The organism is Streptococcus oralis (genome assembly GCF_021497885.1).
Classification (GTDB): domain Bacteria; phylum Bacillota; class Bacilli; order Lactobacillales; family Streptococcaceae; genus Streptococcus; species Streptococcus oralis_BQ.
The window spans coordinates 866509-892608 of sequence record NZ_CP046523.1 but is presented as its reverse complement, the minus strand read 5'-3'; the positions used below and the strand labels follow the sequence as shown (position 1 = coordinate 892608).

Below are 26100 nucleotides of genomic sequence, written 5' to 3'. Positions count from 1 at the left end.
CTCCGATTTTATTTTTTAATATACAAGATTAAGCTGTTGCTTCAGCAATGTAAGCATAAAGTTTTTCTGGTTCCGAAATTTTTGATAGATCTTCCAGATGTCCATTTCCTGTGAAAAAGTCCATCAACTGAGCCAGAATATTTGTTTGACTTGAACTTGAGTTGTTAATGATAAAGAAGAGTAGGGATACTTCTACTTCCTTATCAGGAGCAATCATATTGTGAAAAGTTACTGGTTTTTCTAATCGAACAACCACCACTTTCTCGGCTAGATTATGAACAATATCTGTATGAGGAATCGCTACATTTGGCAAGTCCTTTCCCAGAAATTCCATATCTAAGCCAGTCGGAAATGACTTTTCACGCGTGATCAAGGCTTCACGATAAGTTGGAGTCACGATTTTTCGTTCTTCCAATAAGGTTGCTACCTGATCAAAGAGTTGTTCTTGATTATCCGCTTCTAAGCAAAACACGAGGTCTTTGTCAAAGAAATGATCTAATCCCATAACAGTTTCCCTTCTTTCAATTAACTTTTACGTTATAAGTATAACACTATATGAAATCGTTGTCAATACTTTTTGTTTTATTTTGTTTCTTTTTTGTTGATTGTGTTTTTTTAATTAATTACAATCATTATCAAACAATCTTTTTAAATTCTATTTTCGTGCATTTCAAACAAAAAAAGACCAAAATAGGTCTTTTTGTTACTGATTCTAATGTTATTTAGTTAATGGAAGATAAAATTTCTTCTAGCTTTTGATAGTCCTTAACACTATCGATTTCATAGATGCTGTTGCCTTCTAATTCTTCGACATACACATCTAATTCTTTGATATTGTCTTTAACCATGTTGTCCCAATAGAGATCAACAAATTCACCACTTGCGTATGCTTTGTCAATAAAACCAACAATCTTTTCAGCAGTTGGAGCATCCCAGAATGAAACCCCACTCAAAATACGGCCAGCCTTGCTATCAACGATGATGTCTTGAACTTTATAGTCATCACCATAAACCAAGAACCATTCATTCTCACAGTCTTCACGATAAACACTGAAATAGGTTGAACGTTTAAGATCGTTTCTAAACATATTTTTGAAAAGATAGTTATCCGCATCAATCACATAGCTGTTAGCCAAGTCTTCTTTAACGAGATAAAGTGAGTAAAAGTTGTTGTAATCAGCATACTTGTCGTTAAAGACTAAACGAACACCATATTTTTCTTTTAGGTAGTCAAATTGTTCTTTGAGGTAGCCAACAACGATGATAATCTCATCAATTCCTCTTTCTTTCAAGAATTCAATTTGGTATTCTACCAAGGGTTTTTGGTTGACCTTAACCAAGGCTTTGGGGGTATTTTCAGTCATAGGACGCAGACGAGTTCCCAATCCCGCTGCCAAGATAATTGCTTTCACGCTATTCTCCTTTATTCTTTAATAATAATATAAACACCAGCCATGACAACAAGCGATGTAATAATGGTTACCATATCGAGTGGTGTACCTAAAAGCATTGCTGAGAACAATACTGTCCAAACGACATAGCTTACGTTCAAACCAGTTGCTTTTGCTGGTTGTAGCCGATTGATTGCAATGTAATAAGCCAAATAAGAAATCATATTACATGCTGCAAAGACTAACATCAAACCGAGTAATTGTCCATCTGCTACTTCTGCAAATGAATGATGAGAAAAAAGGACAATGACAAGGTATGACAAGAATGAGGTTACTTGACGGATTAGGAGTGCTTCAATTTCACTTAATTCACTTTCCATGGCGTAGGAACTAAGGACACTTTCACTTCCCCAGGCGATGGCACAAACTAATGCACAAAGAATTCCGATATAAAAAGAATTAACCTGCTCAACTTTGTAAGTCTGGGCAATAATACCTGCGATAATCAACAAAATACCAAACACAGTATTCTTAGATACCTTGTGTTTCAAAATGAAAAATGCTAGTAAAACAGAAACTGCTGGGTAGATAGCTGATACTGAAGATGCAAGAGAACTACCGATATACTTAACCGCATAAAGATTGGCCTGCATTCCTATTGGTCCAGCTAGCAAGGCTCCGATAATAACACTGACATTTCGAATATTTAGAAAAATCGAGAGTCGAACTTTTCCTTCTTTTACCAAAAGAAAAGCTAACAAGATAAAGATACTCAAGAAATCATGAGCAGCCGCCACCACAAAGGGAGAAAGATTTGTAAAAATCGAAAAGATATAAGAACTAATTGTCAGACCTAGCCCCCAGAAAATCCCTGAGAGCAGACCGAAAGAGACACCATTTTTATTCTTCATCCAAACCTCCATAATAGGTCAAACCATCAACAGCTCTTTTGTAACGACTCGCACCATAATCTCCAAAGTCAGCCCCTTGAGCCTCTTTATACACTGTCCACAAACTCCAAATGGTATCTTGCAAGATTTTATAGATTCGAATCTTCTCGCGAGATACAGGTGTTTTGTCACTCTCATAGTAGGAAAGGAAGTTTTCTTCTTCCTGATTTGTAAATTCAGACTCTAAGAAAAGAGCTGCCAAATCCCACATCGGGTCATTCATAGAAGAGTATTCCCAGTCGATCAAATACATGCGTCCTTGTGGTGATTCGATAAAGTTTTCTGGTACCAAGTCGATATGACAAGACTTTCTGTCGACACCCAAATCAGCCAACCTTTTCTCTAGCGAAAATACATCTTTTCTTACAGCTTCATAGTTGGCGTAAGGGATATTTCCCTCAATCAGGGCTTCGTATTTTTTGATTTCCTCAAAAGGAGCAAACTCTCCTCTTAGTTCTTTACCTGATGCATGAATGGTCTGTAGAATCGGGGCAATCTTTTCAAACTTGGTCTTGATTGATGTTGAATCAAGAGTTACTGCTGATTCGATGTACTCATTAACCTTAATCCCTGACTCAATATCAAAGAGATAATTCTTGACATCAAGATTCAAATCTTTCAACAATTCAAGGTTGTATTTTTCATCTTGACGATTGATGAGCTTTTCAGTTCCTTTTCCGAAAAACTTAACAATATAGGGTTTGGAGGTTGTTTTAAGCAAGTAGTTTTGATTGGTCATACCGCCTAGCTGTTCAACACTGAGGACTTCCTCTTCTTCAGATAGCAAAGAAGAAATTTTTTCTTTGATGAGTTTCTCCACAATAGCCTCCATCTCCTACACTTCCCACTTAAATACTGTTTTAAAAGCAGTATTTAGGTCTGTAGCAAAGACACGGTGAATGTCCTTGATTTCTCTCACTGGTTCTTCAACATAAAGGATATTCTTCAGACGATTCGCAAACTTTTTAACTTCCATCATTTGAATGGCCTTCTCAAAATCGACGCGTCCTGAGCGAGATGAACCTACTAATAACAATCCTTTTTCCAAAGCATCTCGTGTATTGATATTAACCTTGTATTCGCTCACTCCCATCATGAGGATCGTTCCCTGTGGACGAATATAGCGAATCAAATCATTGATAGCTGGACCTGTACCATCACCACCGCAGCATTCAAATCCATGATCAAAGGTCAAATCCTCGGGAATGTTATCCGTGATGTAGCACTCTTTTGCAAAAGAGAAAAGCTCCAATTTTTCCCAATGACGGCCAATCACGATAATCTCTGCTTCTGGTAGAGTGTAATTGATAATATTGGCAACCACAAAGGCCAAACTTCCATCTCCGATAACTGCGATGCGCTCTCGCTTGCTGTGGGCAAGATTCAAGAATCGATCCATGGCATGCATACCAACACTTACAAACTCGGTAATGGCTGCAACTGTGTCCTCAATGTCATTATAAGACACAACACGATCTTTTGGTAGAGAGACAAATTCTCTCATAAAGCCATCATAACCACTAGATAGGAAGTAGGTCCCTGTCATGTAGTTCTCGTAGAACTCCTTGTCACTCTGCATAGGCGGTTGATTTGGAATCATAACTACCTTTTGACCGACCTCATAAGTCCCAGTTGGATCTGAAATAACAGTTCCACAAGATTCGTGTATCATCGCCATAGGAAGCTTTTTAGCCAATATCTTTGGATCACGCTTCCCTTGATAGTAACGTTGATCCGCATGACAAACCGCCATATAATTTGGACGAATCAGGATATGATTCTCCTGATCAATGTCCTCTTCTTGGTATTTTACATTGATAAACTTTGGTTTGGTCAGTTGATAAATTTGATTAATCATATCCTTAGTCTTTCTCAATCATGCTTTTCGCGATTTTTAAGTCTGTTACAGTTGTGATTTTAAGGTTTGAGTATTCCCCTTTAGCTAGGGCAACATCTTTCCCTTTGATGACAAAAATCTTACATGCATCCGTCAGGATTTCCTTTTCTTGATCAGATAGGGAACCATACAAATCCATGAAATCCTTGCAGCGGAAAGTCTGAGGTGTTTGACCTTGATAAAGGTGAGCACGATTTGGAATATCAGTGATAAACTGCCCATTAGTGCTTTCAACAATGGTATCAACCGCTTCTACTACTGTGTCAACTGCATCATGATCTTGAGCGAGCTTGATATTGTCCTGAATCATGCGAAGTGTGATAAAGGGACGAACAGAGTCGTGGGTAATCACGATATCTTCTGGAGTAATTGGACGGTAGGCATCAATGGCTTCTATAATCTTCTCGATACTGCTATTACGATCAGCACCACCCTTGGTAATGATGATACGATCCTTGTGAAGAGAAAGATACTTGTCAACCAAGTCCTCAGCGTGTGATACCCAATCTCCATGAACTCCAACTACAATTTTTTCAATGCTTGGCTCCAAGACAAATTTTTCGATTGTGTGAATCAAAATAGGACGATCACCCAACTCCAAAAATTGTTTTGGTAAATTACTGATTCCCATGCGTGTGCCAGTTCCTCCGGCTAGGATTCCTGCATAGATCATATATTTTCTCCTTTGTTTATTCTAAAAAACTCATTACCATCTATTATATCACAATCTGCCTCTATAATGAAGAAAAGACAGAGAGTCATTTAGTTGAATCCACTAACTATTTCGGTCAAAAAGTGAACAATACGAAACTAAATCTGAAAAGTTCATAACAAATTAAGAAAGAAAAATAGATTATCCTCTATATTTCCTTTATAACATTCGGTTAATATAGAGTTCTTTAGAATATAATATAAACCTTAAAGAAAACTTAAACACATTTTTTAGAATACAAAAACAAGCTAGGAAACTGTTCAAATTTGTCTCGATAGCTACAGTTCCTAACTTTCTTGTTTTTATGTATGATTATGGAATAGATTACTTTTCCTGATCTTGGTCACCAATTCCTTTAACTGCCTTTTTAAATTCAGACAGCATTTTACCGATTGATTCACCAAGTTCTGGTAACCGTTTTGGTCCAAAGATTAAGAGTGCCCCTAAAACAATGATAATCAATCCTGGAGCACCGATATCACGTAAGATTCCCATTCTTTTCTCCTTTCATTTTTTTCTTTACAATACTCTTGCTAATTGCAATACTAAGCTCATAGAGCGAGATTAAAGGAACAGTCATAGCTAGATCGCTGATAAAATCAGCAGGTGTCAAAATAACAGCTAGTACCAATAAAATAAAGTATGCATAACGGCGATAGGTAACTAAGAACCCTGGTCCAATCAAGCCAATCGACGTTAGAAAAGCGATGATGACAGGCAATTCAAAGATGAAACCCAAGGGTAGGGTTGTTTGAAAAACAAAGGCTAAGTAGTTCTGCGCTGTTAATTGAGTTTCAAATAATCCTTCCCCAAGACCTAAAAGCACTTGAAGTAAGGCTGGTGTCACAAAGTAGAATCCAAAGGCCAGTCCAAGTAGAAAGCAAATAAAACTAGCTGGAATATAGACAAAGATTGCTCTTGCTTCTTCTGTTTTCAATCCTGGTTTGATAAAACTCCAAATCTGATAAACTGTAAAAGGTAGCGTAATGGTAAAGGACATTAGACTCGCCAAGCGCAAATAAATCCACAGAATGTCATTTGGACCTAATACAATCAACTTTTGATTAAAGGACTGAGTCAGATAGTAATAAAGCTGATCAGCAAACAATAAAGCTCCGCAGAAAACTATAGAAAAACAGACTATAACAGCAATGAATCTCTTTCTAAATTCTACCAGATGTTCAACGATTGTCAATTCTTTTGTATCCATCTACTTTTCACCCTGTCTCAATGTGACAACCAAAACAATTATCAAAAAGACTAGTTGACTTCCTAAACCTTCCCAACTTGGATAGATGCCCAATAGGTCGATAGTTGGGAAACTTGATAGCAGGTGATTTGGTGCCATATTTGTCAGCTGCAAAGCATGCACACTAACTCCAAGCATCTTGAAGGCAAGAGCATAAATCATCCAAGTTAAGATAAAGAAGACCTTATGAGGTAGGAAGAATTGACTCGCCTTGTTCATCAGAAATGCAATAATCAGCAAGACTAACAAGGCTAGAGAAATACCTAGGATAAACTCAAAACGAGATATTTTCGGTAAAATCCCTACGTAAAATAGAATGGTCTCTGCTCCTTCACGGAAAACAGCTAGAAAACTAAGAGCAAACATGGAAATGAATGAACCTGTCTTGGTCACAGTTTTCATCTGCGAATCCATAAAGTCATTCCATTTTTTGATCGAGGATTTACTGTGAAGCCAGATACCAATCAAAATCATCATCACTACCGCAAAAATACCAACAGATCCTTCGATGATTTCGCGATTGACCCCTGATGTTACTGCAGGAAAGGCAATTTGTAGTATAAATGCAATCACTAGACTCGCAACGATACCTGTTAGGGCTCCACCGTATACCCACTTGAGTCCTTTGCGCATCTTGGCTGCTTTTAAAGTTGTGACTAGAGCCATGACGATTAAGAGGGCCTCTACTCCTTCACGTAAGAGAATGAGCATAGCATCAAAAGCATTGTAGGTAGCACTAGTGTCAATTTGAGATAAATCTGCAATCAGTTTTTCTAATTTTTCTTGATATTCCTTCTCACTTCCCTTAACCATGATTACAGGGCTTTCACTTTCAACTCGGGTGTAGAGGGAAGGATTGGTCGTACTAACAGAACCTTCAACAGTTGGCCATATAGTAATAAACTCTTTCATGGCAACTGTCCCTGCCGTCGGGTTTCCAGCTTTAAATTCTTCCAAGGCTTTTTTGAGAAGGGAAATGCCATCTTTGAGACTTAGATTAGAGGAACTTGTCGCCACTTCTTTGCCATCTACGAAGTTATCAATGGCAGTTTTTAAGCCATTAAAAGAAGACTGGATAGCATCATAATCTGTCGGCTCCGTTTCAATGCTACTCCGTAAGAAAGAAATAGCTGTTTCTACTTGACCATAATGAGCTGTACTGTTGTCACGGACAACACTCTCATTGATCGTCCAAGTGGAATTCATCTTTTTATAGGCTTCTCGAATTTGCTCTATGTCTTTGGAAGAAATTGCCTTATCCAAAGTCTCAAAACGTGGTCTTAAGCGACTGACAAGTTTTTCCTTTTCAGCATCAAGATCTACTGGATTTTGCTCTTTTTCAAAAGCTAGAAGGGCAGAGGAGATCTGTGTCAGATTTTCTTCACTAATCTCCCCTGACAGGTCAAGTTTTTCCTTGACAACCTTTCCAGCATCTGAATCAGCATGTTCTACTGTTTCAAAATCCATTGCCATTTCTCTAACTAGGGCCTTGGCTTCTGCCTGATTTCCGTTTTTTAAAGCCTGAGAGGCATCCGTAATCTTTACAAAATAAGAACTCAGACTTTCCTTCGCACTAACAGGAGAAATAGTTAACAAGAGAACAGACAAAGCCAAGAAACAAATGCTAGTCTTCCAATAATTTCTGACCAATATAGCCTCCTTTCTCTACTCCACCAAAGCAGGCAAAAAGACCGCTACCGATGTGGGTTACATACTCATTCATCTTGTCTGTAGCTCCGAGGTTGGTTTGAACCTTGACAAAATTGTCTGGATCTTTCTGGAAAGAGATAAAGAGTAAGCCTGTGTCAAATTGTCCAGTCTTATCATCAATGCCATCTGAGTATGAATAGGAACGTCGTAAGAGTGGCTTATCTACCTCTTTGGCTAATCGAACATGCGAATCATTTGGTAAAAGACTCAAATCTACTTCATCAAACTCATTCTTCTTACCAAAGGGAGCACCACTTTCCTTATAACGACCAAAGGTATTTTCTTGCTCTTCAAGATTGGTTCGATCCCAAGTATCGAGAAACATTTGGATGCGACGAACGGCCATATAGGATCCATTTTCCATCCAGTCCTTGCTGTCGGCCCAGACAACACGATCAAAATCCTTTTCTTTGGTCACATTGGCTGTTCCATCTTTGAAACCAAAAAGGTTGCGTGGTGTCTCCATACGATCCCCAATAGCAGCAAATCCAGATTGGCTCCAACGGAGGGTCACTGCATTTCTCCCTTTACGGATAAGATTGCGAATAGCATGAAAAGCAACTTGCTCGTCATCTGCACAGGCTTGGATAACAATATCTCCACCAGTATATTTTTCACGCAGTTGCTCCTTTGGAAAGGGGGGGAAATCCCTAAAAAGTTGAGGACGCTTGTGCTCCAAATTCATCTTTTTCAGGAAACTAGCAGACACACCAAAAGTCAGCGTTAAACGATGAGGATTTAGCCCCACTGTTTCTCCAGTATCGCTAGGAGGCAAGAGGGCATTCTGACCATCTTTTTTGACCAATTCTCCTTCTACCAACTTGGCACTATAATCCGTCCAATCCTTAAAAAGCTGGATAATCTTATCTTTATCTGTCGTATGCAAATCTAGGACAACAAAATAGATATTCTTCTGCATAGGGGTCGTGATACCCGCTTGGTGTTTCCCATAAAAGTCAATCTTTTCATTACCGTCCGAGATTTTTTCCTGCTTGTCTAGCTTAGGCGCTAAAAAAGCGGAGGCACCAGAGAGACCAAGTGCTAGACCAGCACCTCCAATACCCGCTTTTTTTAGAAATTCTCGACGGTCCATTTTTTTCTCAAAAAACTTTTCGTCTTTCTTAGTCATACCGCTTATTCTCCATCAAGAAATTTGCCCATTTGTGATAGAGGTTCACCAAGTTTTGTCACGGCTTCAGCCAATTCCTTGGTGTCTTCTTTGGTTAAGTCTGTATAAAGTTTGTAGTGTTCCTTATCTGTCATATGTTTGTCCAACAAGCTATTAACAGATTTGAAATCAGCTTCTAATTCTTTAACTAAAGCAGCATCTGATTTTTCTAGTAAAGGTTTAAAGAGTTGAAATATCTTTTCAGCTCCCTCGATATTAGCGCGGAAGTCGTACAAATCTGTATGAGAGTAGATTTCCTCTTCACCCGTAATCTTGCTTGTCGCCACTTCGTTAAGCAAGTCAACTGCTCCAGTCAACATAATCTTGTGATCTACTTCAACAGTCGCTACCTTAGCCTTCAACTCTTTGATATCATTGACAAGCTGATCTCCATAACTTTCGATCCCCTTAGTTGTGTTTTCTTCCCAAAGGATACGCTCGATACGGTGGAAACCTGACCAACCTTCCTCTGTCTTGTTTTCGTCCATATAGTCTGCTAAACGGAAGTCAATCTTGACATCTGACTCACCAAAACTCTCAGCGATTGGTTCTGAACGTTCATAAGCCATACGAACAAGTGGATAAGCTTTCTTGGCTTCCTCCAATTTTCCGTCTTTCAAAAGCTGGACAAATCCTTCTGTATCCGTTAAAAGCTTATCAATTTGTCCTTGAACAAAAGTCTTATAATCTGCGGTTGCCTTATCAAGTAGTTTTTGTTTGTCATCTGATAAAGCTGTCACCTTAGAGGAATCACTTGTCTCGGTTGATTTTTCAAAACGGACTGCACATGCTGTCAATAGCAAAGCAGAAGATAAAAGGACAACACCTAGTTTTTTCATTAGTTACTCCTATTGGTTCAGGAAGCCTGAATTTATTTTACGTTCCATTATGACATCCTTTCCTTAGTTTTTCAACAAATTGTCAGAAAATTTAATATTGGAGAATTTGAAGTAGCATTTTTCGGCAGAATTAGAAAAGCGCTTAAAAATTAGAATTGTAGAACTTTTTTCAGATAGTTTAAAAAGATTGTTTTCCCCTACTCTTTTCTCTATAATGGAGAGAAAGGAGATGACTATGACAGAAATAAAACATGAAATTGATGCAAACTTTGCAGGCCGACTCAATATCCTGCGCGCGGGTGTTCTGGGTGCCAATGACGGGATTATTTCCATCGCTGGAGTCGTTATCGGTGTTGCCAGTGCGACGAGCAGTATCTTGATTATCTTTTTATCAGGATTGGCCGCTATCCTCGCTGGTGCTTTTTCTATGGCAGGTGGCGAATATGTCTCTGTATCCACTCAGAAAGACACGGAAGAAGCCGCTGTTGCCAGAGAACAATTGCTCTTGGATAAGGACATCGAATCTGCAAAACAATCCCTCTATGCCGCTTACCTTCAAAATGGTGAGTGTGAAACGTCCGCCCAACTCTTGACCAACAAGGCCTTTTTAAAAAATCCACTCAAAGCCTTGGTCGAGGAAAAATACGGTATCGAGTACGAAGAATTTACCAATCCTTGGCATGCTGCCATCTCTAGCTTTATCGCCTTTGTACTGGGAAGTCTTCCTCCTATGCTTTCGATCACTGTCTTTCCAAGTGACTATCGCATTCCTGCTACTGTTTTTATCGTGGCCCTTTCCCTTCTCGTCACTGGCTATACCAGTGCTAAATTAGGAAAAGCTCCTACGAAAACTGCTATGATCCGTAACCTCTGTATCGGACTTCTCACCATGGGAGTAACCTTCCTCTTAGGACAACTCTTTAGTATCTAAGATAAAAGAAATACCTCGACCAGCATCGAGGTATCTTTTTTACATTTGCACAATCTTGCGATAGCTTCTTGAGGTAATCATAAAAATTAAAACATAGACGATGAGGAAGATTGCACAAATCGACAAAGTGACAGTCAACATCATGGTTGCATCTAGTACCCCAATGACTTTTAGGATGAGGCTAAGCATGTGATAGGCAAAGGCAAGGTGTAGGAAGGCAAATAGCAATGGGAGGAAGAAAACAGTTAGGACCTGTTTGTTGATGGTTTGCTTGATTTGCTTTTGATCGAGACCGACTTTTTGCAAAATGATGAAACGTTCACGGTCTTCATAGCCTTCAGAGATTTGTTTGTAGTAGATAACGAGGACTGTTCCCACCATAAAGATGATAGAAAGGAAGATACCGATGAAGAAGACTCCACCAAAGAGAGCACTCATCTGAGCACTACTATCAGCCAGGTTACTTCCATAAACATAGCTTCCTTCTTTGTTTAATTCTCTATTAAAGTTGTTAACGAATTTTGAATAGTCATCTGCAATTTTAAGCTGCTCGTCCTCGCTAGCCGTTACATTCATACCACCATAGTATTGATTAAAGATAGAAGAATTAGGATGTTGGTCAAGAAAGGCTTGTAGGTCAGGAACAACCAGATAGTTATAGTCCGAAGTTAGAATATTGTACTGATTTGGGACATGTTCAAGAATAAAATCCTTTTTGATTTCTTCCTTGATTGTGTAGATCTGGTCATTCAGAGTCAGTTCTTTTTGTCCTTGAAGTTCTTTGTTTTTAGTAAACAATCCAACTTCCTTACCTGAAAGTGCAAGTTTTTGCCCCGTCATATTCTCATAGTCTTTTTGGTCAAAGACCATAAAAATAGTTTTCGGTTGAACACGATTTTGACCTTTCTCAAAAATTGTCAATTTTGTACCTTCTTGATTTGCCACACCAAAGTTACTGTATGTAAGGACTTCTTTCTTTGTTACAGTCAATCCCTTATCGCTAGCATACTGGTTCAAGAGTTTTTCTATGTCTTCTTTTTCAACATTCTGTCCTGTTATCCCAAAATCATGTGGATTCATGACCTTTTTGAAAGTTTCTGAAGCCTTGAAGACGCTCGTTGTAGCAGACATAGTCACCAAGACCATGGTTGAGAGAATAGCAATCGTCGCCAGACCAACCGCATTTTTCTTCATGCGGAAAATGAGATTGGACACGGAAATCATGTTATTAGGTTGGTAATAGTAACGCTTATTTTTCTTCAATATTTGTAGGAAAACTGTGATCCCTGCATTAAACAAGAGATAGGTACCAAAGATTACCAACAAAACTGCTACGAAGAAAATCAGAACAGCAGAAAGTGGGTTTTCGACTGTTATTGCTAGGTAGTAACCAGCTGCTAGACTGATTAGACCTAGAATGGTTTGGAAACCTAAGAATCGTCCTTTTTTCTCACCACTGGCTTTTTCACGAGAGAGCTGAAGGGCATTCATGCGTGCGATGCGAAATGCATTGATAAAAATCAAACCTAGGAAGATAGCGCCAAAGACGATGAGAACTAAAATAAAGACGATTGGTTGGAAGGTTGAAACGAGCTCTACCTTCATTTTCATTAACTTCAGAAGAAGAGCAAAGATTAGTTTATCAAAGAGGGCTCCTAAGCCGAGACCAGCTGTCAAGGTTAAGGAACCAAAAATAACAAGCTCCTTAAAAACCATACTGATTAAATGGCGCTTTTCAAGACCCAGCATACCATATACACCCAGCTCCTTTGAGCGGTTCTTCATGACAAAACTATTGGCATAAAGGACAATAATTCCAGAAGCGATGGTAACAACCACCATACCGAGAGCCAGGGTCATAGAGATAGTTTCTCCCCCACGGATCTTGCCAATATTAGGATTAAGTGACAGTGAGTAAAAGAGATAGGTGATGGTCACTGCTAAGAGAACAGCAAGGGCAAAGGGATAGTAGAGTTTGCGGTTTTTGATTAAGTTTGACACCGCTAACTTATTAGTCAATCGGAACATACTAATTCACCTCGCTTGCCATAACAGTCAAAGTATCAGAGATTTCTTGGAACATCTGACGCTCTGTCTTGTCTCCGCGGTAGATTTGGTTGTAAAGAATGCCGTCTTTGATAAAGAGAACGCGCTTGGCCCTGCTGGCTGCCGCGGTTGAGTGAGTTACCATAAGAATGGTTTGGCCTCGTTCATTGATTTCATCAAAAACATCTAGAAGAGCTGCTGATGATTTGGAGTCAAGGGCTCCTGTTGGCTCATCTGCAAGGAGAATTTCAGGTTCAGTGATGATGGCGCGTGCTACTGCTACCCGCTGTTTTTGACCACCTGAGATCTCGTAAGGGTACTTCTCTTGCAATTGGTTGATGCCCAAATTCTCAGCTGTTACCACCAATTTCTTCATCATCTCAGTGATAGGTTTTCGAGATAACACTAGCGGAAGCAAGATATTGTCCTTAACAGACAGGGTATCTAGCAAGTTAAAATCTTGAAAGACAAATCCCAACTTCTCACGACGGAAACTCGAAGCCTGTGAATTCTTAATAGTGGCTGTGTCTGTTCCGTTTAAGTAAACCTGCCCGCTAGTCGGTTTATCCAGCATAGCTAGGATGTTGAGCAGGGTTGACTTTCCTGAACCAGACTCACCCATGATAGCAACGTAGTCACCCTTCTCTACGGTAAAGTGAATATCTTTGAGTGCCTCTACTTGGTTGCCTTGAAAACGTGTTTTATAGATTTTTTGAACGTGTTTTACATCTAAAAGTGTCATGATTTTCTCCTTCTTAATATCCCATCAATTGAAACTGTGCTTGCATCATAGCGCATCCCAGTTGAACACGCTCGATATCTTTTTGGCTTGGTTTTCTTCTTTTCTTTTGTAAGATTCTTTTCATGATGTTGCTCCTTTGTTCATTATGAGTCTAGTTTATCGTAAAAAAAGGCGGCCTGCCATAACCTAACCTTACAAAAGAGACTTTAATCTTACATTTTTGTAAGATTGAGGAATTTTTTTGAAAATGGCTACTATAGGGAGTCCTGTCATTGCTTGTTTTATTCTTAAAAAAATAGTAAAATTAAGTTATGAAAAGGCTTTCTTTAACATCTTGTAAAAGAATTGGCTTTCTGCTAATTATTTTTAAAGGTGCTAAACTATCATTCGTATCACTGCTATAAGGAGGGAGGTTCAGCTCCCTCTTTTTTAGAAAGAGGTTCCTATGAAACGTGTTTTTCTCTTCATCAGCAATCTTCTTTTAACTTTCTTCCTCATTGCGACTCTGTCCTTTTGGAAAGAAGCTCTTCCTCAACGCCTATTTCCAGGTGTGGCTGTACACAGTGGACAAGCCGATTATACTACCCTCAAACAAGAATTAGACAGTCTTGCTAGGAAACATAATAGTCTCATCGCAAGAACCATTTGGGAAGTAGATAGTGATGGAAAATCACAAACTTACTACGAAGCGTTTGGAGATGGGCAACTCCCAGACTGGATGCCTCCAGCAAGTCAAGAAAGCATTCACAAAAGCGATCTTCTCAACAACTACAATATTATCAGCGGATCCCTAACTAGTCAAGAATTGGCCACTCATCTGAAAGAACTTGGACTAGAAAAAGCGAATGCATTTGAAAATGACAGAGTATCCTTTGTATTTGCCCTCTTTACCCAACCTAATCAACTTACCAGTATGTTAATCTTTTTGCTGACTTTCTTAGCTTTGATTGTTATCGGTCAGATTCAATCTCTCTCTCAGTCAGGGATTCGGTTGATTTCTGGAGAACGACTGAGCCATCTCTTTTTTCGTTCTCTCGCAAGAGACGGACTTGATATCCTTCTTTTTGGTCTACCTGCTTTGCTGATAGCAAGTGTCTTGCTCATTTCCCTAGGATATCCTTATGAGGTTCAAACTTTTTTAGGAATACTTTTTATTCTTTACAATAGCCTACTTTTCTTACTTAGCCTCCTAATTGCCCTTCTTTTTACCATTTCTTTGAAAAAAGTTCATCTCCTCTCTATCATCAAAGGGAAATTACCAATCAAGTCAATCCTACGCATTCTCTACTTTGGTCAGGTACTTGCCATTCTACTGGTTATTGTAGGATTTGGACGTATGTCTACTTACTATCATATACTTGAGAAAAATGAGGCTGGACAAGCTACTTGGGAACAACGCTCCAATGTTGTTACTCTTCAAACAGGGCGTTCCAGTCAGATGAAAAATTTAGATGAACTGCAGACAAATGCTGATAAATGGTTTGACTTTATTCAGCATGCTATAGATAATGAGAATGCCTTCCTTATTAAACATAATCTAGTTGAGCAAGCTCTTAAGCAAGCTACCTCAAATCATAATGAAACTGAAAATAACCCTTATGGTGTGGAAGGAAAAAATATTCTCTATGTAACACCTAACTACTTCAAAAAAGAAGGTATAAAGTTAACATCAGAAACCTTTCAAAAAATCAACACCCTCAAAGATGGACAGATTCTTGCCATACTCCCAGAAGAACTACAAAAAAATGAAAAAGATATAAAATCAACCTTGCAACAAGAGTTAACCAACCGATTATACAGTAGCAAGTCTAATCAAACTGTCGAAGTTAGTATAGCTTATACCAATCAAAAAAATGATGTATTTCTCTATAATACCGCCCATATTGCTTATGATCAATGGTTATCAAATCCCATCTTTCTTGTGCTTTCTCCTAAAGCACTTGGCAAGGCTTCCTCCATCTTCTGGTTTACAAATCTAGAATATCTCTATTTTACAGACCTCCACCAGACACAAGAACTTTTGAAACACTATCAACTTGATCATATGGTCTCAAAGCTATCGTCTGCTAGGGAAACCTATCTCCAGTTAAATCAAAAAATTAAAATCGAAATTTTTAGTAACTTAGCGAGTGCTATGTTTGCTATTTTGACTTCAATTTTGCTGTTTACAAGTTTAAATCTGCTCTATTTTGAAGCCTTTCGCAAAACCATATTCTTGAAAAAAATCGCAGGCTATTATTTCTTTGAATTACACAGTAGATATATCACTTCTCAAATAATAGCTCTCTTTCTCGGAAGTGGTCTAGCTTTCATTATTTCTAAGAATATCTGGATTACCCTGATCCTATTTTTCAGCTTTTCAAGTTTAGCCGTTCTTCTATTGAAAATCTGTGATAAGAAGGAAAGTAAAACCTATGCTAGCATCATCAAAGGAGGATAGTATGATTGAATTACAACATATTTGGAAACAATTTGGTTCTCGTATTATTTTTTCAGACTTGAATCTGAATTTTCAAAGTGGTATGGTGTATGCTTTGATAGGAGACAGTGGTTGTGGAAAAACCACTTTGCTCAATATGCTTGCAAAACTAGAGACTTTCGACAAAGGAGAAATAGTTTACAAAGGAAAGCCTTTGACTTCACTAAAAAATGAGGAATTCTATCGTAACGAGCTAGGTTATCTCTTCCAGAACTTCGGACTATTAGAAAGTCAGACCATTCGAGAAAATCTTGAGCTGGGACTGATTGGCAAAAAACAGAACAAGAAACAAGAAAAAGAGAGACTTCTTCTTCAAGCACTACAAGCTGTCAGACTAGATTATCTAAGTCTCAACCAAAAAATCTATGAATTATCTGGTGGTGAAGCTCAACGCTTAGCGCTTGCTAAGATTATCCTGAAAGATCCTCCTTTGATTTTAGCTGATGAGCCTACCGCCTCGCTAGATCCAAAAAATTCCAAGGAAATTATGGAAATTCTCCTTGAACTTCGTAATGCTAATAGAACAATTATCATCGCAACTCACAATCCTAGTATCTGGAAAATGGCTGATCAGGTAATTCATCTCTCTCAAGATGGAAAAGAATATACTTAAATACCAAAATCCCTTGTGGCTAAATAACCACAAGGGATTTTCAGTCATTTATGCTGCTTCTTTTAAGTAACATAGTGCAAATAATAAATACTTCCTGTTAAATCTCACCAAAACCAGCCATCATCATCATTTATTGGTTGGGCTTCTTTGATTTTTCGTGGTCCTGTTCCATACATTTCCGCATCAATCTCTTCCTTAGTTGGCAGGATAGAGGCAAGGATGATGTAAATAATCACACCGATTCCAAAATTTGCCACAGTGAAAATGGCGAAGAGAAAGCGGACTAGGGTTACATCAAGTTTCCACTTGTCTGATAGGCCAGCTAAAACTCCTGACACCATGCGATTTCGTCTCATTTTATAAAATTTTGTATTCATGATTTGTTCCTCTTTCGGTATTCTTACAAGTAGTATAGCATAAAACGGGAACAAGAACATCAGTCCTTAGGCCGATTTAAGATAACGAGTTTACCTCGGCAGACGCCACAGCGATAGCGTTTCGTGTCAATCTTTCTCTTGCGTTGATAGGTTTGTTGGCAAGATTGGCACTGATAGACTAGGTAACTATCCTGACTTTTCAAAGGTGGTACAAAGCGTAGTCCATCCACCTCTTTCAAAAGTTCCTTGAAATCTCGGTCCTTATGTCGATACCCCTTTTGCTGAAAATAAAGGTGATAGTGACAGAGTTCATGGCGCACGATTTTGCGAAAGACTTCCAAACCTAGTTCATTATAAATCTTAGGATTAAAATCCAAATGCCCATCCTTAGGGAAAAATCGTCCACCTGTCGTTCGCAGACGAGAATTCCACTGGGCTTGGTGCGTGAAAGGTCTACCAAAGTCTTCGAGGGAAACAGATTGAACGTACTCAGTTAGATTCATCTGGAGCTAGGAGCGACAGATTGACTTTTTCACGTTCGGTATCGATTTTCTTAACCCAAACCGTTACCAAATCTCCAACAGACACCACTTGACTAGGATATTTGATAAATTTGTGACTCATGTGGGAAATATGGATCAAGCCATCCTCGTGAATCCCAATATCAACGAATGCACCGAAATCAACAACATTACGCACCACACCTTCTAGCTTCTGGCCGACTTTTAAGTCTTTGATATCCAAGACATCTTGACGAAGCACAGGTGCATCAAAGGAATCACGGAAATCTCGACCTGGTTTGAGAAGGTCTGCAATGATATCTTTAAGCGTTTCTGGACCAAGGTCTAGTTCTTGCGCCATTTCCTTAACTGAAAGCGACTTAAGCTTGTTTTGTGCTTCTTCATTTAAGTCCTTGATATCCAAGCGTTTGAAGAGCTCCTTAACCGCAGCATAGTTTTCTGGGTGAACTCCCGTATTATCAAGGATATTGCTACTTTCTGGGATACGGAGGAAACCAGCAGCCTGTTCAAAGGTCTTGGCACCCAGACGAGGAACCTTCTTAATTTGGGCGCGTGAAGTGATTTTTCCTTCTCCCTCGCGGTATTTGACAATATTTTCAGAGATAGTTTTATTAAGTCCAGCTACGTGGGAGAGAAGTGCTGGGCTGGCTGTGTTGATATTGACACCGACTTGGTTAACCACGGTATCCACGACAAAGTCCAGACTTTCAGACAGTTTCTTCTGACTGACATCGTGCTGGTATTGCCCGACACCGATTGACTTAGGATCGATTTTGACCAATTCGGCAAGGGGATCCTGTAAACGTCGGGCAATAGAGATAGCAGAGCGTTTTTCAACAGTTAATTCTGGAAACTCCTGACGAGCAAGTTCACTGGCAGAGTAGACAGAAGCGCCACTTTCATTGACGATAACATAGCTAACCTCAGGAAAATCTTTCAGAACTTCCGCAACAAAGGCTTCGCTTTCCCGACTGGCCGTCCCATTTCCGATAGCAATAATTTCCACACCGTATTGACCAATCAAGTCCGCCAAATCTTTCTTGGCTTCTTCGATTTGACGAGCTGAGGCTGGTTTAACAGGATAGATGACTTGGGTCGTCAGCATTTTTCCTGTCGCATCAACGACAGCCAGCTTGGCACCTGTACGAAAGGCAGGGTCAAAACCTAGAACCACACGCCCTTTCAGCGGAGCAACCAATAGGAGATTACGCAGATTGTCAGAAAAGAGTTGGATAGCTCCTTCTTCTGCTTTCTCAGTTAATTCTGTCCGAATGCGTCGCTCAATAGCAGGCAAGACCTTTTTCTTAACTGACTGTTGAACAACTTCATCTATATAGGCATTTTTCACCTTAAAACGAGCAGCAAAGAAAGATAAGATACGGTCTGTCGCATGTTCAAAGCCAACCTTCAAAATACCTAGTTTTTCCCCACGATTGAGGGCCAAGGTACGATAACCCTGCATGTTGCCAACGGTCTCTGAAAAATCATAATAAATCTGAAAAACTTGTTTTTCATCGAGACTTTCATCCTTGACTTGCGAAGTGATTTTAGAGTGTCTAAACACTTCCTGATAGGTCAGTGAACGTAAAGTCACATCTTCCGATAAGGCTTCGACCAAGATATCAACCGCACCAGCCAAGGCTTCTTGACCAGTCGCAAAGCCTTCACAGACAAACTTCTCAGCCTCTTTCTCTAAGTCAGCTACATTCTGCAAAATCAAGCGAGCAAGAGGAAAGAGTCCAGCTTCACGGGCAATGGTTGCCTTGGTCCGACGTTTTTCCTTATAAGGAAGATAGAGTTCTTCTACGTCTGCTAATTTCTCAGCTGCCAAAATAGCTGCTTCCAATTCCTTGGTTAGTTTGCCTTGTTCTTGAATCTTAGCTAAGACAGCTTCTTTACGGTCGTTGAGATTTGTCAGACTTTTATCCAAGTCGATAATAGCCTTAATCGCCACCTCATCCAGACTACCAGTCATGTCCTTCCGGTAACGCGCGATGAAGGGAATTGTCGCCCCTTCTGCCGTCAGACTTAGAACAGTATCGATTTGCTTTAAGGTCACTCCCAAATCTTGGGAGATTTTTTCATATTTTTTATCCATAAACCTATTATACCATAAGGGACAAGGCTTGTTTCACCTTACCTGTTTTTACCTCTTTGATTCTCAAAATAAAAATAATCCCTTTTCCGCAAAATAATAGTATAATAGAGGTAGAATTTAGAAAAGAGGTAGGCCCATGGCTGTTAAATTTACGAAAACTGATGACTTGGACAAAATGTTTGAAGAATTTGCCAAACTTCCAGACTTAACACAGGTCACTTTCCCAGATGATAAAGATAAAAAAGAAAAAGTTGAGAAGAAAAAATAGATGACGATTTTCCAATCTCTTCCTCCTAGTGTATTACAAGCAGGGGCTATTTTTCTCTCCATTATCATTGAAGCCCTTCCTTTTGTTCTGATTGGGAGTCTCATTTCCGGCTGGATCGAAGTCTATATCACACCTGAAAAAGTCACTGAATTTCTCCCTCGCAATCGTTGGGGGAGGATTTTTTTTGGTACCTTCATCGGCTTTCTCTTTCCTTCTTGTGAGTGTGGAATCGTCCCGATTATCAATCGTTTTTTGGAAAAGAAAATCCCCAGCTACACGGCAGTTCCCTTTCTGGTGACTGCTCCCATCATCAATCCTATCGTTCTTTTCGCTACTTATTCTGCCTTTGGCAATTCAATAAAGCTTGCCTTCTTGCGAGCTCTGGGAGCGATTGTGATTGCTTTGGTGCTGGGTATTTTTCTAGGATTTTTCTGGAAGGAACCCATTCAAAAAGAGAATCATATCTATTGTCATGAACATGATTTTTCTCATTTGAAGCCTAGTAGAAAAATTCTTCAGATTTTTGTGCAGGCTATTGATGAATTTTTCGATATGGGGCGTTACTTGGTCTTTGGCTGTCTCTTTGCAGCTATCGTTCAGGTCTATGTTCCGACTCGGATCCTGACCTCTATCAGTGCTAGTCCACTTCTTGCAATTCTCCTGCTCATGTTACTAGCCTTTCTCCTCTCACTTTGTAGCGAGGCAGACGCCTTTATCGGCGCTTCTCTCCTCTCGAGCTTCGGCCTAGCGCCAGTCCTTGCTTTTCTGGTCATTGGCCCCATGCTTGATATCAAAAATCTCCTCATGATGAAACACTATCTCAAAGCGCGCTTCATCTGGCAATTCATGGGCATCGTGACTCTGCTTGTCTTGCTTTATTCTTACATGATGGGGGTGATGTTATGATTCGATTTTTCATTCTATTGGGCTATTTTGCTCTGACCCTTTATCTACAGCTATCTGGAAAGCTCAGCCACTACATCAACCTCCACTATTCCTATCTAGTCTATATCTCCATGGTCCTTTCTCTTCTGTTGGCTCTGGTGCAATTCTACATCTGGATTAAGAAAATCAACTCTCCCAGCCATTTAGAAAGTCGTCGAGCTAGACGAATCAGTATCCTTTTACTGTCTCTACCTCTCTTGATTGGAGTTGCCTTTCCGACAGTAAGTTTGGACTCGAGAACCGTATCTGCCAAAGGCTATCATTTCCCGCTTGCTGAGGGAATCGATACAGCTATTCAGGCAAGCGAAGGTACATCCAGTCAATACCTCAAACCCGATACCAGTACCTATTTTTCCAAGTCTGCTTATGAAAAGGAAATGCGGACTACAGCTGATAAATACCTCTCCCAGCCAACCATTCAGGTTACAGACGAAAACTATATGGAAGTCATGGAAGTTCTCTATGACTATCCACAAGAGTTTGAAGGAAAGAAAATCGAGTTTACAGGTTTTGTCTATAACGATCCTAGCCATCCAGATAGCCAGTTCCTCTTTCGCTTTGGAATCATCCACTGTATCGCAGACTCTGGTGTATATGGACTCTTGACCAAGGGGAACTCACGCCAGTATCCTGATAATACTTGGATTACCGCTAGGGGAACCCTGACCCTCCACTACCATAAAGAACTCAAACAAAAACTCCCAACACTGGAAGTTGAGAGTTTCACAAAAGTAGATAAACCAGAAAATCCTTATGTCTATCGTGTCTTTCAATAAAAAGTAACCCGACAACAGACAAATTACTTTTTAAAGTAGTTTGTCTTTTTTTGTTCTCCTAGTTCAACAAAATCAACAAACAACCTTTCAAACAATAGAAAAAGTCCCAAGAAATAAGATTTCTCGAGACCATAAAAATGTTAACAAGATAGGGTTGACAATCATCACATATCATAGCTTAACTGCAATAGAGTTGTGATAGAAAACGTTGATTTACTAGAAAAATAAAACTCATATTAAACTGAATATTTCAGTTTCTTACTGGCATAAAGCTATTTGAGTTTAATTTAACAACCACTAACCTCTATTAACGCCACCAAATGCTGAGCCAAAAACGGAAGTAGAATCCTAAGAACATAATGTGCACCTCCTTTTAAAAAACGTTTTTCCATCTCAACTATATTATATATTTTCTTGTGGAGAATTGCAAATTTTTTCAGTCAAATTACTAGCTTTTTTCAAAAAAATATGATAAAAGACAAAATTTTTGTATAAACAAAGTATAAATTTCTAATTATCTTTTTATATTTTCTTAAATGCTCGTAAAGCCTTATTCTATGTGCTTTCGAGTATTTTTACTGTAGGAAGATACTTCACGTTTCTTTGCATATTTCCTCATGTCTTAGCTGTCAGAAGTGGTAAATAAGTAGTAAATTCATTTGTACTACTAAGCAACAAGACGCTCCTGTTGCTTCTCTTTATTCAAGCGTTTCATTTCTGCCATTGCAGAATCGAATGTTGCATGTGCGTAATAGTTCAGCGTCATGGCTATATTAGCATGTCCCATAATGTACTGTAATGCCTTTGGATTCATTCCTGCATTTGCATAGTTGGTACAGAATGTATGTCGCAAACTATGTGGAGTGATGTGTGGCAATTTATCCTCGTTATACTTATTGTATTTCTTAACAAGACCTTTCATCATGCCGTTGTAATCACTTGCCACTTTTGGATAGTTCTTTCTATTAAGAAAGAGGAAATCACTATATCCATCAATCTCAACACGCTTATCATTCTTTCGATTCGCTAACACTCGCTTAAATGCTTGATAGGCTTCTTCAACCATAGGAACTTGACGTTCGCCACTTTTGGTCTTTGGTGTTTCAATGTAGTACCCAATTTCAGTATCTCTCAATAGCTGATGGTCTATATTGACAAGACGATTCTCAAAATCTAAATCTGGAAGTGTCAAACCACCAAACTCTGAAATACGAAGACCTGTTTTTAAGAGTATCAGAATTTCATCATAATTTTTGCTGTAGGTTTTATCAGCTTTTGCAAAGGCTAACAGTTTTTCTTCCTGTTCTTCTGTTAGTACGGTCTTAGGGACAGTATCATCATCAAGAACTGCTTTCAGTTGAAAGTCAAATGGATTCTTCCGAACACAATCATCTTGTATAGCAATATAGAATGAAGCCTTTAAAGAACGTTTGTAGTTATTGATGGTTTGATAAGCATAACCATTTTCACTCATTCTAATAGCCCATTCTTTAGCGTCTGATGGCTTAATACTGTCAATACTTCTTACACCTAACTTGTCTTTCTTCAAAATATCCATAAGATATTTGCGTCCAGTTTCAGTGTTTTTTCTAACCTTTGGTCTTTGAGCGTTCTGTTTTGCGTAAAGCTGGCAGAGTGTCATTTTCTTTCCTACAACATCAATACCATCATGAATGTCTTTCTGTAACTCTGCGATTTTCTCTCTAAGTGAGATACAATCACGCTTTCCTGCTGGTACTCGGTCTGTAGCCACAAGTTTCCACGAGTAAACAAATTGCGGTTCTCCAAATGAATCTATATATTTGTATAAGTATCTTCCGTCTTTTCGTTGGCTCTCTCCAGTCTTTAAGATTCGACCTTTATTGTCACGTCTTTTTTCTGACATGGCATTTGCTCCTTTCCTTTATGGAAAGAGCCTTGATACGACTTAATACTATTTTATCATATACAAGACCCTTTGGCGACGCTAGATTGCGTCCAATGTATCTATAATTTTTTCAAATTGTTTTCGTTTAATCTGAATACGATTGCCATTCATAATCAGCCAATTTGCATTTTTATTTTCCTCTGCCAAGCGTCGTAGCTTGTTTTCGCCAATACGAAAATATTTTGACGCTTCTTCAATGGTTAGGGTATAACGTTCCCAAATAGGAATGTCAGTCTGCTTCATAAAATCCTCCTTTCCAAATCACTTATTTGGATTTCATAAAAGTTGTTTTACCAGCAATCGAACAGCTTTAGCAAAGCTCACGGGAGTTCCACCCCTGCATGGTTCTCATGTAGCCATACTCATTGCCTGCGACGGTTTTATCACGCTCGGACTATTGACTGTATGGGAGTATCATTATCACGATAAGAATGTCGTTGCAGGCAATCCTGCTAAAGATTGCTTCTCGGATCACTAACATGAATCGCTCGCTATCTTTATAAGATAGGTCATGGCGGTTAGTTCCGTTGGCTCTTTTCTTATCGAAACGTATTCGATTACTTTTATTCAGTTTTCAAAGAACAATGGCTCGTTAGCCTATCAAAACACATTGAAAGCTCAATATGCTTTGGTGGAATAACAAACCTCCCTGTTCGGGAAGCGTGGAATGGTTTAGCACGCTTCCACGAAAGGAGAGAGGATATTACTTAATTTCAAATGACAAAATCTTTGTAATCAGTCTGGTTTCCATTCTTCCACGTAAGACTTCATCAACGACCATACTTTGATTGCCATATTCATCTTTCATAAGTCGTAGGGAACGCTTCGTTATGTACCCTCTGTAATGATGTAGAATCTGGTTAATCGCTTCGGTATCGCCATCTGTTGCCTTTACAATGAGAGGAAAGGGAATCATAGGATATTGTGTTTTCATTCTTCAAATTCCTCCATAAACTTTTTAATTAAGGCTAGTCCACTGGTTCTATGCCGATAGACAGTAGAACGGTTCAATTTCAACAGGTCTGCAATTTCTGAATCGCTCATGTCCATAAAGTAAAACAGCAGTAGAATTTCACGTTTCTTGTCTGGCAACTCACGTAATGCTTCACTCAACAAATCATTTTCAACGCCTACTGATAACCCATTGAGTGTAAAAATCTGAAAGTCAGTTGAATAGTTATCTGTTGTCGCAAACTGGCTAACAAGATAATCGCCAACATCCGAAAAGGACACCTCACGCTTTGCAATCCTTGAAAGATAAAGCATATAATTCTTTCGCTCGTCTTCCATAGCACGTTTACAGATATAGTCAAACTGATTTTCTATTGTGGTCTGAAAAGAAGATGGTTTCATGTTTCTCACCCCCTTTCTGTCTAGGAAAGGAAGTGAGCCTTGCTCGTTTATCTCCTTTCACTCTTAGTCCCAATGTGAAAGGGGGATTTGTTGCATTACTGATAAATAAACTTTGTAAAAAAGTTCTGAATAGCCAAAAAAGCATATAAACAGATTTATTTCTCTGTTTACATGCTTCTGTTATTCTATCTATATGATTTATAAAACCACATTGGTGGACGTACTTATCTATTGCAGATAGACGACTTTTTTTGACAAGAACCCAATGTAAGGAAATTTATTGTATATGATGTACTTCATGGCGACGTTGACCTCCAACAAACCGCCATTTGGAAGTAATATACAATATTTTAACAGCGTAAATAGCACTACCATATAACGGTTTTTTTTATTGGCGTTTAGTAGTGCTTTTTATTAAATATAAACCTATAAACCATATAACACGTTTTTCTATACCTGTTTTTAATTCAGTAGGAACAATAAAATGTATAGAGGTGGTCTACTATGCGTAAAAAAGAAGATAAATATGATTTTAGAGCCTTTGGTTTAGCCATTAAAGAAGCTCGATTGAAACGAGGTTTAACTCGTGAACAAGTGGGAGCATTGATTGAAATTGACCCACGGTACTTAACTAATATTGAAAATAAAGGGCAACACCCCAGCATACAAGTTCTTTATGACCTTGTATCGTTACTTCATGTTTCCGTTGATGAATTTTTCTTACCTGCTAATAACTTGGTAAAAAGCACCCGACGATTACAGATAGAGAAATACATGGATAGCTTTACAGACAAAGAACTATCCTTAATGGAATCTTTAGCCAGCGGTATCAACGAAGCAAGAAACATCGAAGACTAATTAAAAGAATCCATACATAACGGAAAGAGCCGATAAAATGAGATTGTATTAATCTCATTTTATCGGCTCTGCGTCTTTGCGTCTGGCTCTGTAATCACAGTTACTTTGAACTGCTTTATTTCAATTAAATTTTCTTGTCTGCATTTCGGACAATAGAGGGGGAATTTTTTTAATTCAGTATCTTCCCTTATCTTTAATCGTGTTTTATTTCCACATACAGGACACAATATCCACTTGTAGTTTATAATAA

Annotated in this window: 29 protein-coding genes; 8 read left to right on the top strand and 21 right to left on the bottom strand. The window is 38.9% G+C overall.

From position 1 onward, the window contains the following. Positions 1-28: 28 nt before the first annotated feature. The 11 genes from GOM48_RS04520 to efeO form a co-directional block, all read right to left on the bottom strand. Complete coding sequence (locus tag GOM48_RS04520) at positions 29-505, bottom strand: PTS sugar transporter subunit IIA (protein ID WP_000521968.1); 477 nt, start codon at positions 503-505, stop codon at positions 29-31. Positions 506-722: 217 nt separating this feature from the next. Continuing rightward, the gene (locus tag GOM48_RS04515; protein WP_125448450.1) at positions 723-1412 is read right to left on the bottom strand and encodes a sugar phosphate nucleotidyltransferase; all 690 of its coding nucleotides are present in this window, start codon (positions 1410-1412) and stop codon (positions 723-725) included. 11 nt (positions 1413-1423) lie between these two features. Continuing rightward, on the bottom strand, positions 1424-2302 hold the full coding sequence (locus tag GOM48_RS04510) for a DMT family transporter (RefSeq protein WP_038805329.1): 879 nt from the start codon (positions 2300-2302) through the stop codon (positions 1424-1426). Next, complete coding sequence (locus GOM48_RS04505; protein WP_235098591.1) at positions 2292-3161, bottom strand: phosphotransferase family protein; 870 nt, start codon at positions 3159-3161, stop codon at positions 2292-2294. Before GOM48_RS04505 ends, GOM48_RS04510 begins: the two co-directional genes overlap by 11 nt. 15 nt (positions 3162-3176) lie before the next feature. Further along, positions 3177-4199: a ribitol-5-phosphate dehydrogenase gene (locus tag GOM48_RS04500; RefSeq protein WP_038806078.1), complete on the bottom strand. Its 1023-nt coding sequence runs from the start codon at positions 4197-4199 to the stop codon at positions 3177-3179. Positions 4200-4203: 4 nt separating this feature from the next. Next, a complete protein-coding gene (locus tag GOM48_RS04495) occupies positions 4204-4911 on the bottom strand; it encodes a 2-C-methyl-D-erythritol 4-phosphate cytidylyltransferase (protein WP_084946027.1) in 708 nt (235 codons plus the stop codon). Positions 4912-5274: 363 nt separating this feature from the next. Next, positions 5275-5445, bottom strand: coding sequence for a twin-arginine translocase TatA/TatE family subunit (locus tag GOM48_RS04490; protein WP_038806076.1), 171 nt, complete (start codon positions 5443-5445; stop codon positions 5275-5277). After that, a complete protein-coding gene (gene tatC, locus GOM48_RS04485; RefSeq protein WP_235098589.1) occupies positions 5429-6160 on the bottom strand; it encodes a twin-arginine translocase subunit TatC in 732 nt (243 codons plus the stop codon). The genes GOM48_RS04490 and tatC overlap by 17 nt, the downstream gene beginning before the upstream one ends. Continuing rightward, on the bottom strand, positions 6161-7849 hold the full coding sequence (locus GOM48_RS04480; RefSeq protein ID WP_235098587.1) for an FTR1 family iron permease: 1689 nt from the start codon (positions 7847-7849) through the stop codon (positions 6161-6163). Then, positions 7824-9038, bottom strand: coding sequence for an iron uptake transporter deferrochelatase/peroxidase subunit (gene efeB, locus GOM48_RS04475; RefSeq protein WP_235098585.1), 1215 nt, complete (start codon positions 9036-9038; stop codon positions 7824-7826). The genes GOM48_RS04480 and efeB overlap by 26 nt, the downstream gene beginning before the upstream one ends. Positions 9039-9043: 5 nt before the next feature. Beyond that, entirely contained in the window at positions 9044-9916 is an 873-nt protein-coding gene (gene efeO / locus GOM48_RS04470; RefSeq protein ID WP_235098583.1) for an iron uptake system protein EfeO, read from the bottom strand. A gap of 235 nt (positions 9917-10151) precedes the next feature. Between efeO and GOM48_RS04465 the strand changes: the two genes are divergently transcribed. Next, the gene (locus GOM48_RS04465; protein ID WP_235098581.1) at positions 10152-10847 is read left to right on the top strand and encodes a VIT family protein; all 696 of its coding nucleotides are present in this window, start codon (positions 10152-10154) and stop codon (positions 10845-10847) included. A 39-nt stretch (positions 10848-10886) separates the two neighbouring features. Here the strand turns inward: GOM48_RS04465 and GOM48_RS04460 are convergent, their stop codons facing one another. Both GOM48_RS04460 and GOM48_RS04455 read right to left on the bottom strand, forming a co-directional pair. Beyond that, positions 10887-12875 carry an ABC transporter permease gene (locus GOM48_RS04460; protein WP_235098579.1) on the bottom strand — a complete coding sequence of 663 codons (1989 nt, stop codon included), beginning with the start codon at positions 12873-12875 and terminating at the stop codon, positions 10887-10889. A 1-nt stretch (position 12876) separates the two neighbouring features. Then, positions 12877-13635 (bottom strand): ABC transporter ATP-binding protein, encoded by a 759-nt coding sequence (locus tag GOM48_RS04455; protein WP_235098577.1) that lies wholly within the window; start codon positions 13633-13635, stop codon positions 12877-12879. A gap of 445 nt (positions 13636-14080) precedes the next feature. Here GOM48_RS04455 and GOM48_RS04450 point away from each other — a divergent pair, with 445 nt between their 5' ends. After that, positions 14081-16075 (top strand): DUF1430 domain-containing protein, encoded by a 1995-nt coding sequence (locus GOM48_RS04450; protein WP_235098576.1) that lies wholly within the window; start codon positions 14081-14083, stop codon positions 16073-16075. Between the two features lies 1 nt (position 16076). Continuing rightward, positions 16077-16727, top strand: a complete 651-nt coding sequence (locus tag GOM48_RS04445) for an ABC transporter ATP-binding protein (RefSeq protein WP_235098574.1) — start codon at positions 16077-16079, stop codon at positions 16725-16727. A gap of 104 nt (positions 16728-16831) precedes the next feature. On the opposite strand, the gene GOM48_RS04440 is transcribed toward GOM48_RS04445, so the two are convergent. Genes GOM48_RS04440 through GOM48_RS04430 form a run of 3 tightly spaced genes read right to left on the bottom strand, consistent with a single transcriptional unit; the run spans position 16832 to position 19723 of the window. Beyond that, the gene (locus GOM48_RS04440) at positions 16832-17104 is read right to left on the bottom strand and encodes a PspC domain-containing protein (protein ID WP_235098572.1); all 273 of its coding nucleotides are present in this window, start codon (positions 17102-17104) and stop codon (positions 16832-16834) included. Positions 17105-17163: 59 nt separating this feature from the next. After that, positions 17164-17607 carry a SprT family protein gene (locus tag GOM48_RS04435; RefSeq protein ID WP_235098570.1) on the bottom strand — a complete coding sequence of 148 codons (444 nt, stop codon included), beginning with the start codon at positions 17605-17607 and terminating at the stop codon, positions 17164-17166. Next, complete coding sequence (locus GOM48_RS04430) at positions 17594-19723, bottom strand: Tex family protein (RefSeq protein ID WP_235098567.1); 2130 nt, start codon at positions 19721-19723, stop codon at positions 17594-17596. Before GOM48_RS04430 ends, GOM48_RS04435 begins: the two co-directional genes overlap by 14 nt. A gap of 136 nt (positions 19724-19859) precedes the next feature. Between GOM48_RS04430 and GOM48_RS09755 the strand changes: the two genes are divergently transcribed. The 3 genes from GOM48_RS09755 to GOM48_RS04420 are packed head-to-tail and all read left to right on the top strand — an operon-like array spanning position 19860 to position 21712. Beyond that, positions 19860-19991 (top strand): SPJ_0845 family protein, encoded by a 132-nt coding sequence (locus GOM48_RS09755; RefSeq protein ID WP_000268696.1) that lies wholly within the window; start codon positions 19860-19862, stop codon positions 19989-19991. Then, a complete protein-coding gene (locus tag GOM48_RS04425; protein WP_235098565.1) occupies positions 19992-20897 on the top strand; it encodes a permease in 906 nt (301 codons plus the stop codon). Beyond that, on the top strand, positions 20894-21712 hold the full coding sequence (locus tag GOM48_RS04420) for a TIGR03943 family putative permease subunit (RefSeq protein WP_235098564.1): 819 nt from the start codon (positions 20894-20896) through the stop codon (positions 21710-21712). The genes GOM48_RS04425 and GOM48_RS04420 overlap by 4 nt, the downstream gene beginning before the upstream one ends. A 667-nt stretch (positions 21713-22379) precedes the next feature. Here GOM48_RS04420 and GOM48_RS04415 read toward each other — a convergent pair. Together GOM48_RS04415 and GOM48_RS04410 are read right to left on the bottom strand one after the other, a co-directional pair. Then, positions 22380-23597 (bottom strand): tyrosine-type recombinase/integrase, encoded by a 1218-nt coding sequence (locus GOM48_RS04415; protein ID WP_001291561.1) that lies wholly within the window; start codon positions 23595-23597, stop codon positions 22380-22382. An 81-nt stretch (positions 23598-23678) separates the two neighbouring features. Then, complete coding sequence (locus GOM48_RS04410) at positions 23679-23882, bottom strand: excisionase (protein ID WP_000814511.1); 204 nt, start codon at positions 23880-23882, stop codon at positions 23679-23681. Between GOM48_RS04410 and GOM48_RS04405 the strand changes: the two genes are divergently transcribed. Continuing rightward, entirely contained in the window at positions 23866-24117 is a 252-nt protein-coding gene (locus tag GOM48_RS04405) for a hypothetical protein (RefSeq protein ID WP_001845478.1), read from the top strand. The two genes, GOM48_RS04410 and GOM48_RS04405, sit on opposite strands and share 17 nt — an antisense overlap. Before the next feature lie 225 nt (positions 24118-24342). On the opposite strand, the gene GOM48_RS04400 is transcribed toward GOM48_RS04405, so the two are convergent. Both GOM48_RS04400 and GOM48_RS04395 read right to left on the bottom strand, forming a co-directional pair. After that, positions 24343-24573, bottom strand: coding sequence for a helix-turn-helix domain-containing protein (locus GOM48_RS04400; protein ID WP_000857133.1), 231 nt, complete (start codon positions 24571-24573; stop codon positions 24343-24345). Next, positions 24570-24992 carry a sigma-70 family RNA polymerase sigma factor gene (locus GOM48_RS04395; RefSeq protein WP_000804885.1) on the bottom strand — a complete coding sequence of 141 codons (423 nt, stop codon included), beginning with the start codon at positions 24990-24992 and terminating at the stop codon, positions 24570-24572. Before GOM48_RS04395 ends, GOM48_RS04400 begins: the two co-directional genes overlap by 4 nt. Before the next feature lie 504 nt (positions 24993-25496). Here GOM48_RS04395 and GOM48_RS04390 point away from each other — a divergent pair. Beyond that, positions 25497-25850: a helix-turn-helix transcriptional regulator gene (locus GOM48_RS04390; protein ID WP_001227347.1), complete on the top strand. Its 354-nt coding sequence runs from the start codon at positions 25497-25499 to the stop codon at positions 25848-25850. A gap of 59 nt (positions 25851-25909) precedes the next feature. On the opposite strand, the gene GOM48_RS04385 is transcribed toward GOM48_RS04390, so the two are convergent. Next, positions 25910-26077 (bottom strand): cysteine-rich KTR domain-containing protein, encoded by a 168-nt coding sequence (locus GOM48_RS04385; protein ID WP_000336323.1) that lies wholly within the window; start codon positions 26075-26077, stop codon positions 25910-25912. Positions 26078-26100: the final 23 nt, after the last annotated feature.

Coding starts and splice junctions, on each gene's coding strand:
- GOM48_RS04390 (WP_001227347.1), top strand. CDS start 25,497: ATGCGTAAAAAAGAAGATAAATATGATTTTAGAGCCTTTGGTTTAGCC.
- GOM48_RS04425 (WP_235098565.1), top strand. CDS start 19,992: ATGACGATTTTCCAATCTCTTCCTCCTAGTGTATTACAAGCAGGGGCT.
- tatC (WP_235098589.1), bottom strand. CDS start 6,160: ATGGATACAAAAGAATTGACAATCGTTGAACATCTGGTAGAATTTAGA.
- efeO (WP_235098583.1), bottom strand. CDS start 9,916: ATGAAAAAACTAGGTGTTGTCCTTTTATCTTCTGCTTTGCTATTGACA.
- GOM48_RS09755 (WP_000268696.1), top strand. CDS start 19,860: ATGGCTGTTAAATTTACGAAAACTGATGACTTGGACAAAATGTTTGAA.
- GOM48_RS04400 (WP_000857133.1), bottom strand. CDS start 24,573: ATGAAAACACAATATCCTATGATTCCCTTTCCTCTCATTGTAAAGGCA.
- GOM48_RS04500 (WP_038806078.1), bottom strand. CDS start 4,199: ATGATTAATCAAATTTATCAACTGACCAAACCAAAGTTTATCAATGTA.
- GOM48_RS04445 (WP_235098574.1), top strand. CDS start 16,077: ATGATTGAATTACAACATATTTGGAAACAATTTGGTTCTCGTATTATT.
- GOM48_RS04495 (WP_084946027.1), bottom strand. CDS start 4,911: ATGATCTATGCAGGAATCCTAGCCGGAGGAACTGGCACACGCATGGGA.
- GOM48_RS04435 (WP_235098570.1), bottom strand. CDS start 17,607: ATGAATCTAACTGAGTACGTTCAATCTGTTTCCCTCGAAGACTTTGGT.
- GOM48_RS04460 (WP_235098579.1), bottom strand. CDS start 12,875: ATGTTCCGATTGACTAATAAGTTAGCGGTGTCAAACTTAATCAAAAAC.
- GOM48_RS04420 (WP_235098564.1), top strand. CDS start 20,894: ATGATTCGATTTTTCATTCTATTGGGCTATTTTGCTCTGACCCTTTAT.
- GOM48_RS04455 (WP_235098577.1), bottom strand. CDS start 13,635: ATGACACTTTTAGATGTAAAACACGTTCAAAAAATCTATAAAACACGT.
- GOM48_RS04490 (WP_038806076.1), bottom strand. CDS start 5,445: ATGGGAATCTTACGTGATATCGGTGCTCCAGGATTGATTATCATTGTT.
- GOM48_RS04430 (WP_235098567.1), bottom strand. CDS start 19,723: ATGGATAAAAAATATGAAAAAATCTCCCAAGATTTGGGAGTGACCTTA.
- GOM48_RS04520 (WP_000521968.1), bottom strand. CDS start 505: ATGGGATTAGATCATTTCTTTGACAAAGACCTCGTGTTTTGCTTAGAA.
- GOM48_RS04410 (WP_000814511.1), bottom strand. CDS start 23,882: ATGAAGCAGACTGACATTCCTATTTGGGAACGTTATACCCTAACCATT.
- GOM48_RS04450 (WP_235098576.1), top strand. CDS start 14,081: ATGAAACGTGTTTTTCTCTTCATCAGCAATCTTCTTTTAACTTTCTTC.
- GOM48_RS04395 (WP_000804885.1), bottom strand. CDS start 24,992: ATGAAACCATCTTCTTTTCAGACCACAATAGAAAATCAGTTTGACTAT.
- GOM48_RS04465 (WP_235098581.1), top strand. CDS start 10,152: ATGACAGAAATAAAACATGAAATTGATGCAAACTTTGCAGGCCGACTC.
- efeB (WP_235098585.1), bottom strand. CDS start 9,038: ATGACTAAGAAAGACGAAAAGTTTTTTGAGAAAAAAATGGACCGTCGA.
- GOM48_RS04415 (WP_001291561.1), bottom strand. CDS start 23,597: ATGTCAGAAAAAAGACGTGACAATAAAGGTCGAATCTTAAAGACTGGA.
- GOM48_RS04405 (WP_001845478.1), top strand. CDS start 23,866: ATGTCAGTCTGCTTCATAAAATCCTCCTTTCCAAATCACTTATTTGGA.
- GOM48_RS04510 (WP_038805329.1), bottom strand. CDS start 2,302: ATGAAGAATAAAAATGGTGTCTCTTTCGGTCTGCTCTCAGGGATTTTC.
- GOM48_RS04440 (WP_235098572.1), bottom strand. CDS start 17,104: ATGAATACAAAATTTTATAAAATGAGACGAAATCGCATGGTGTCAGGA.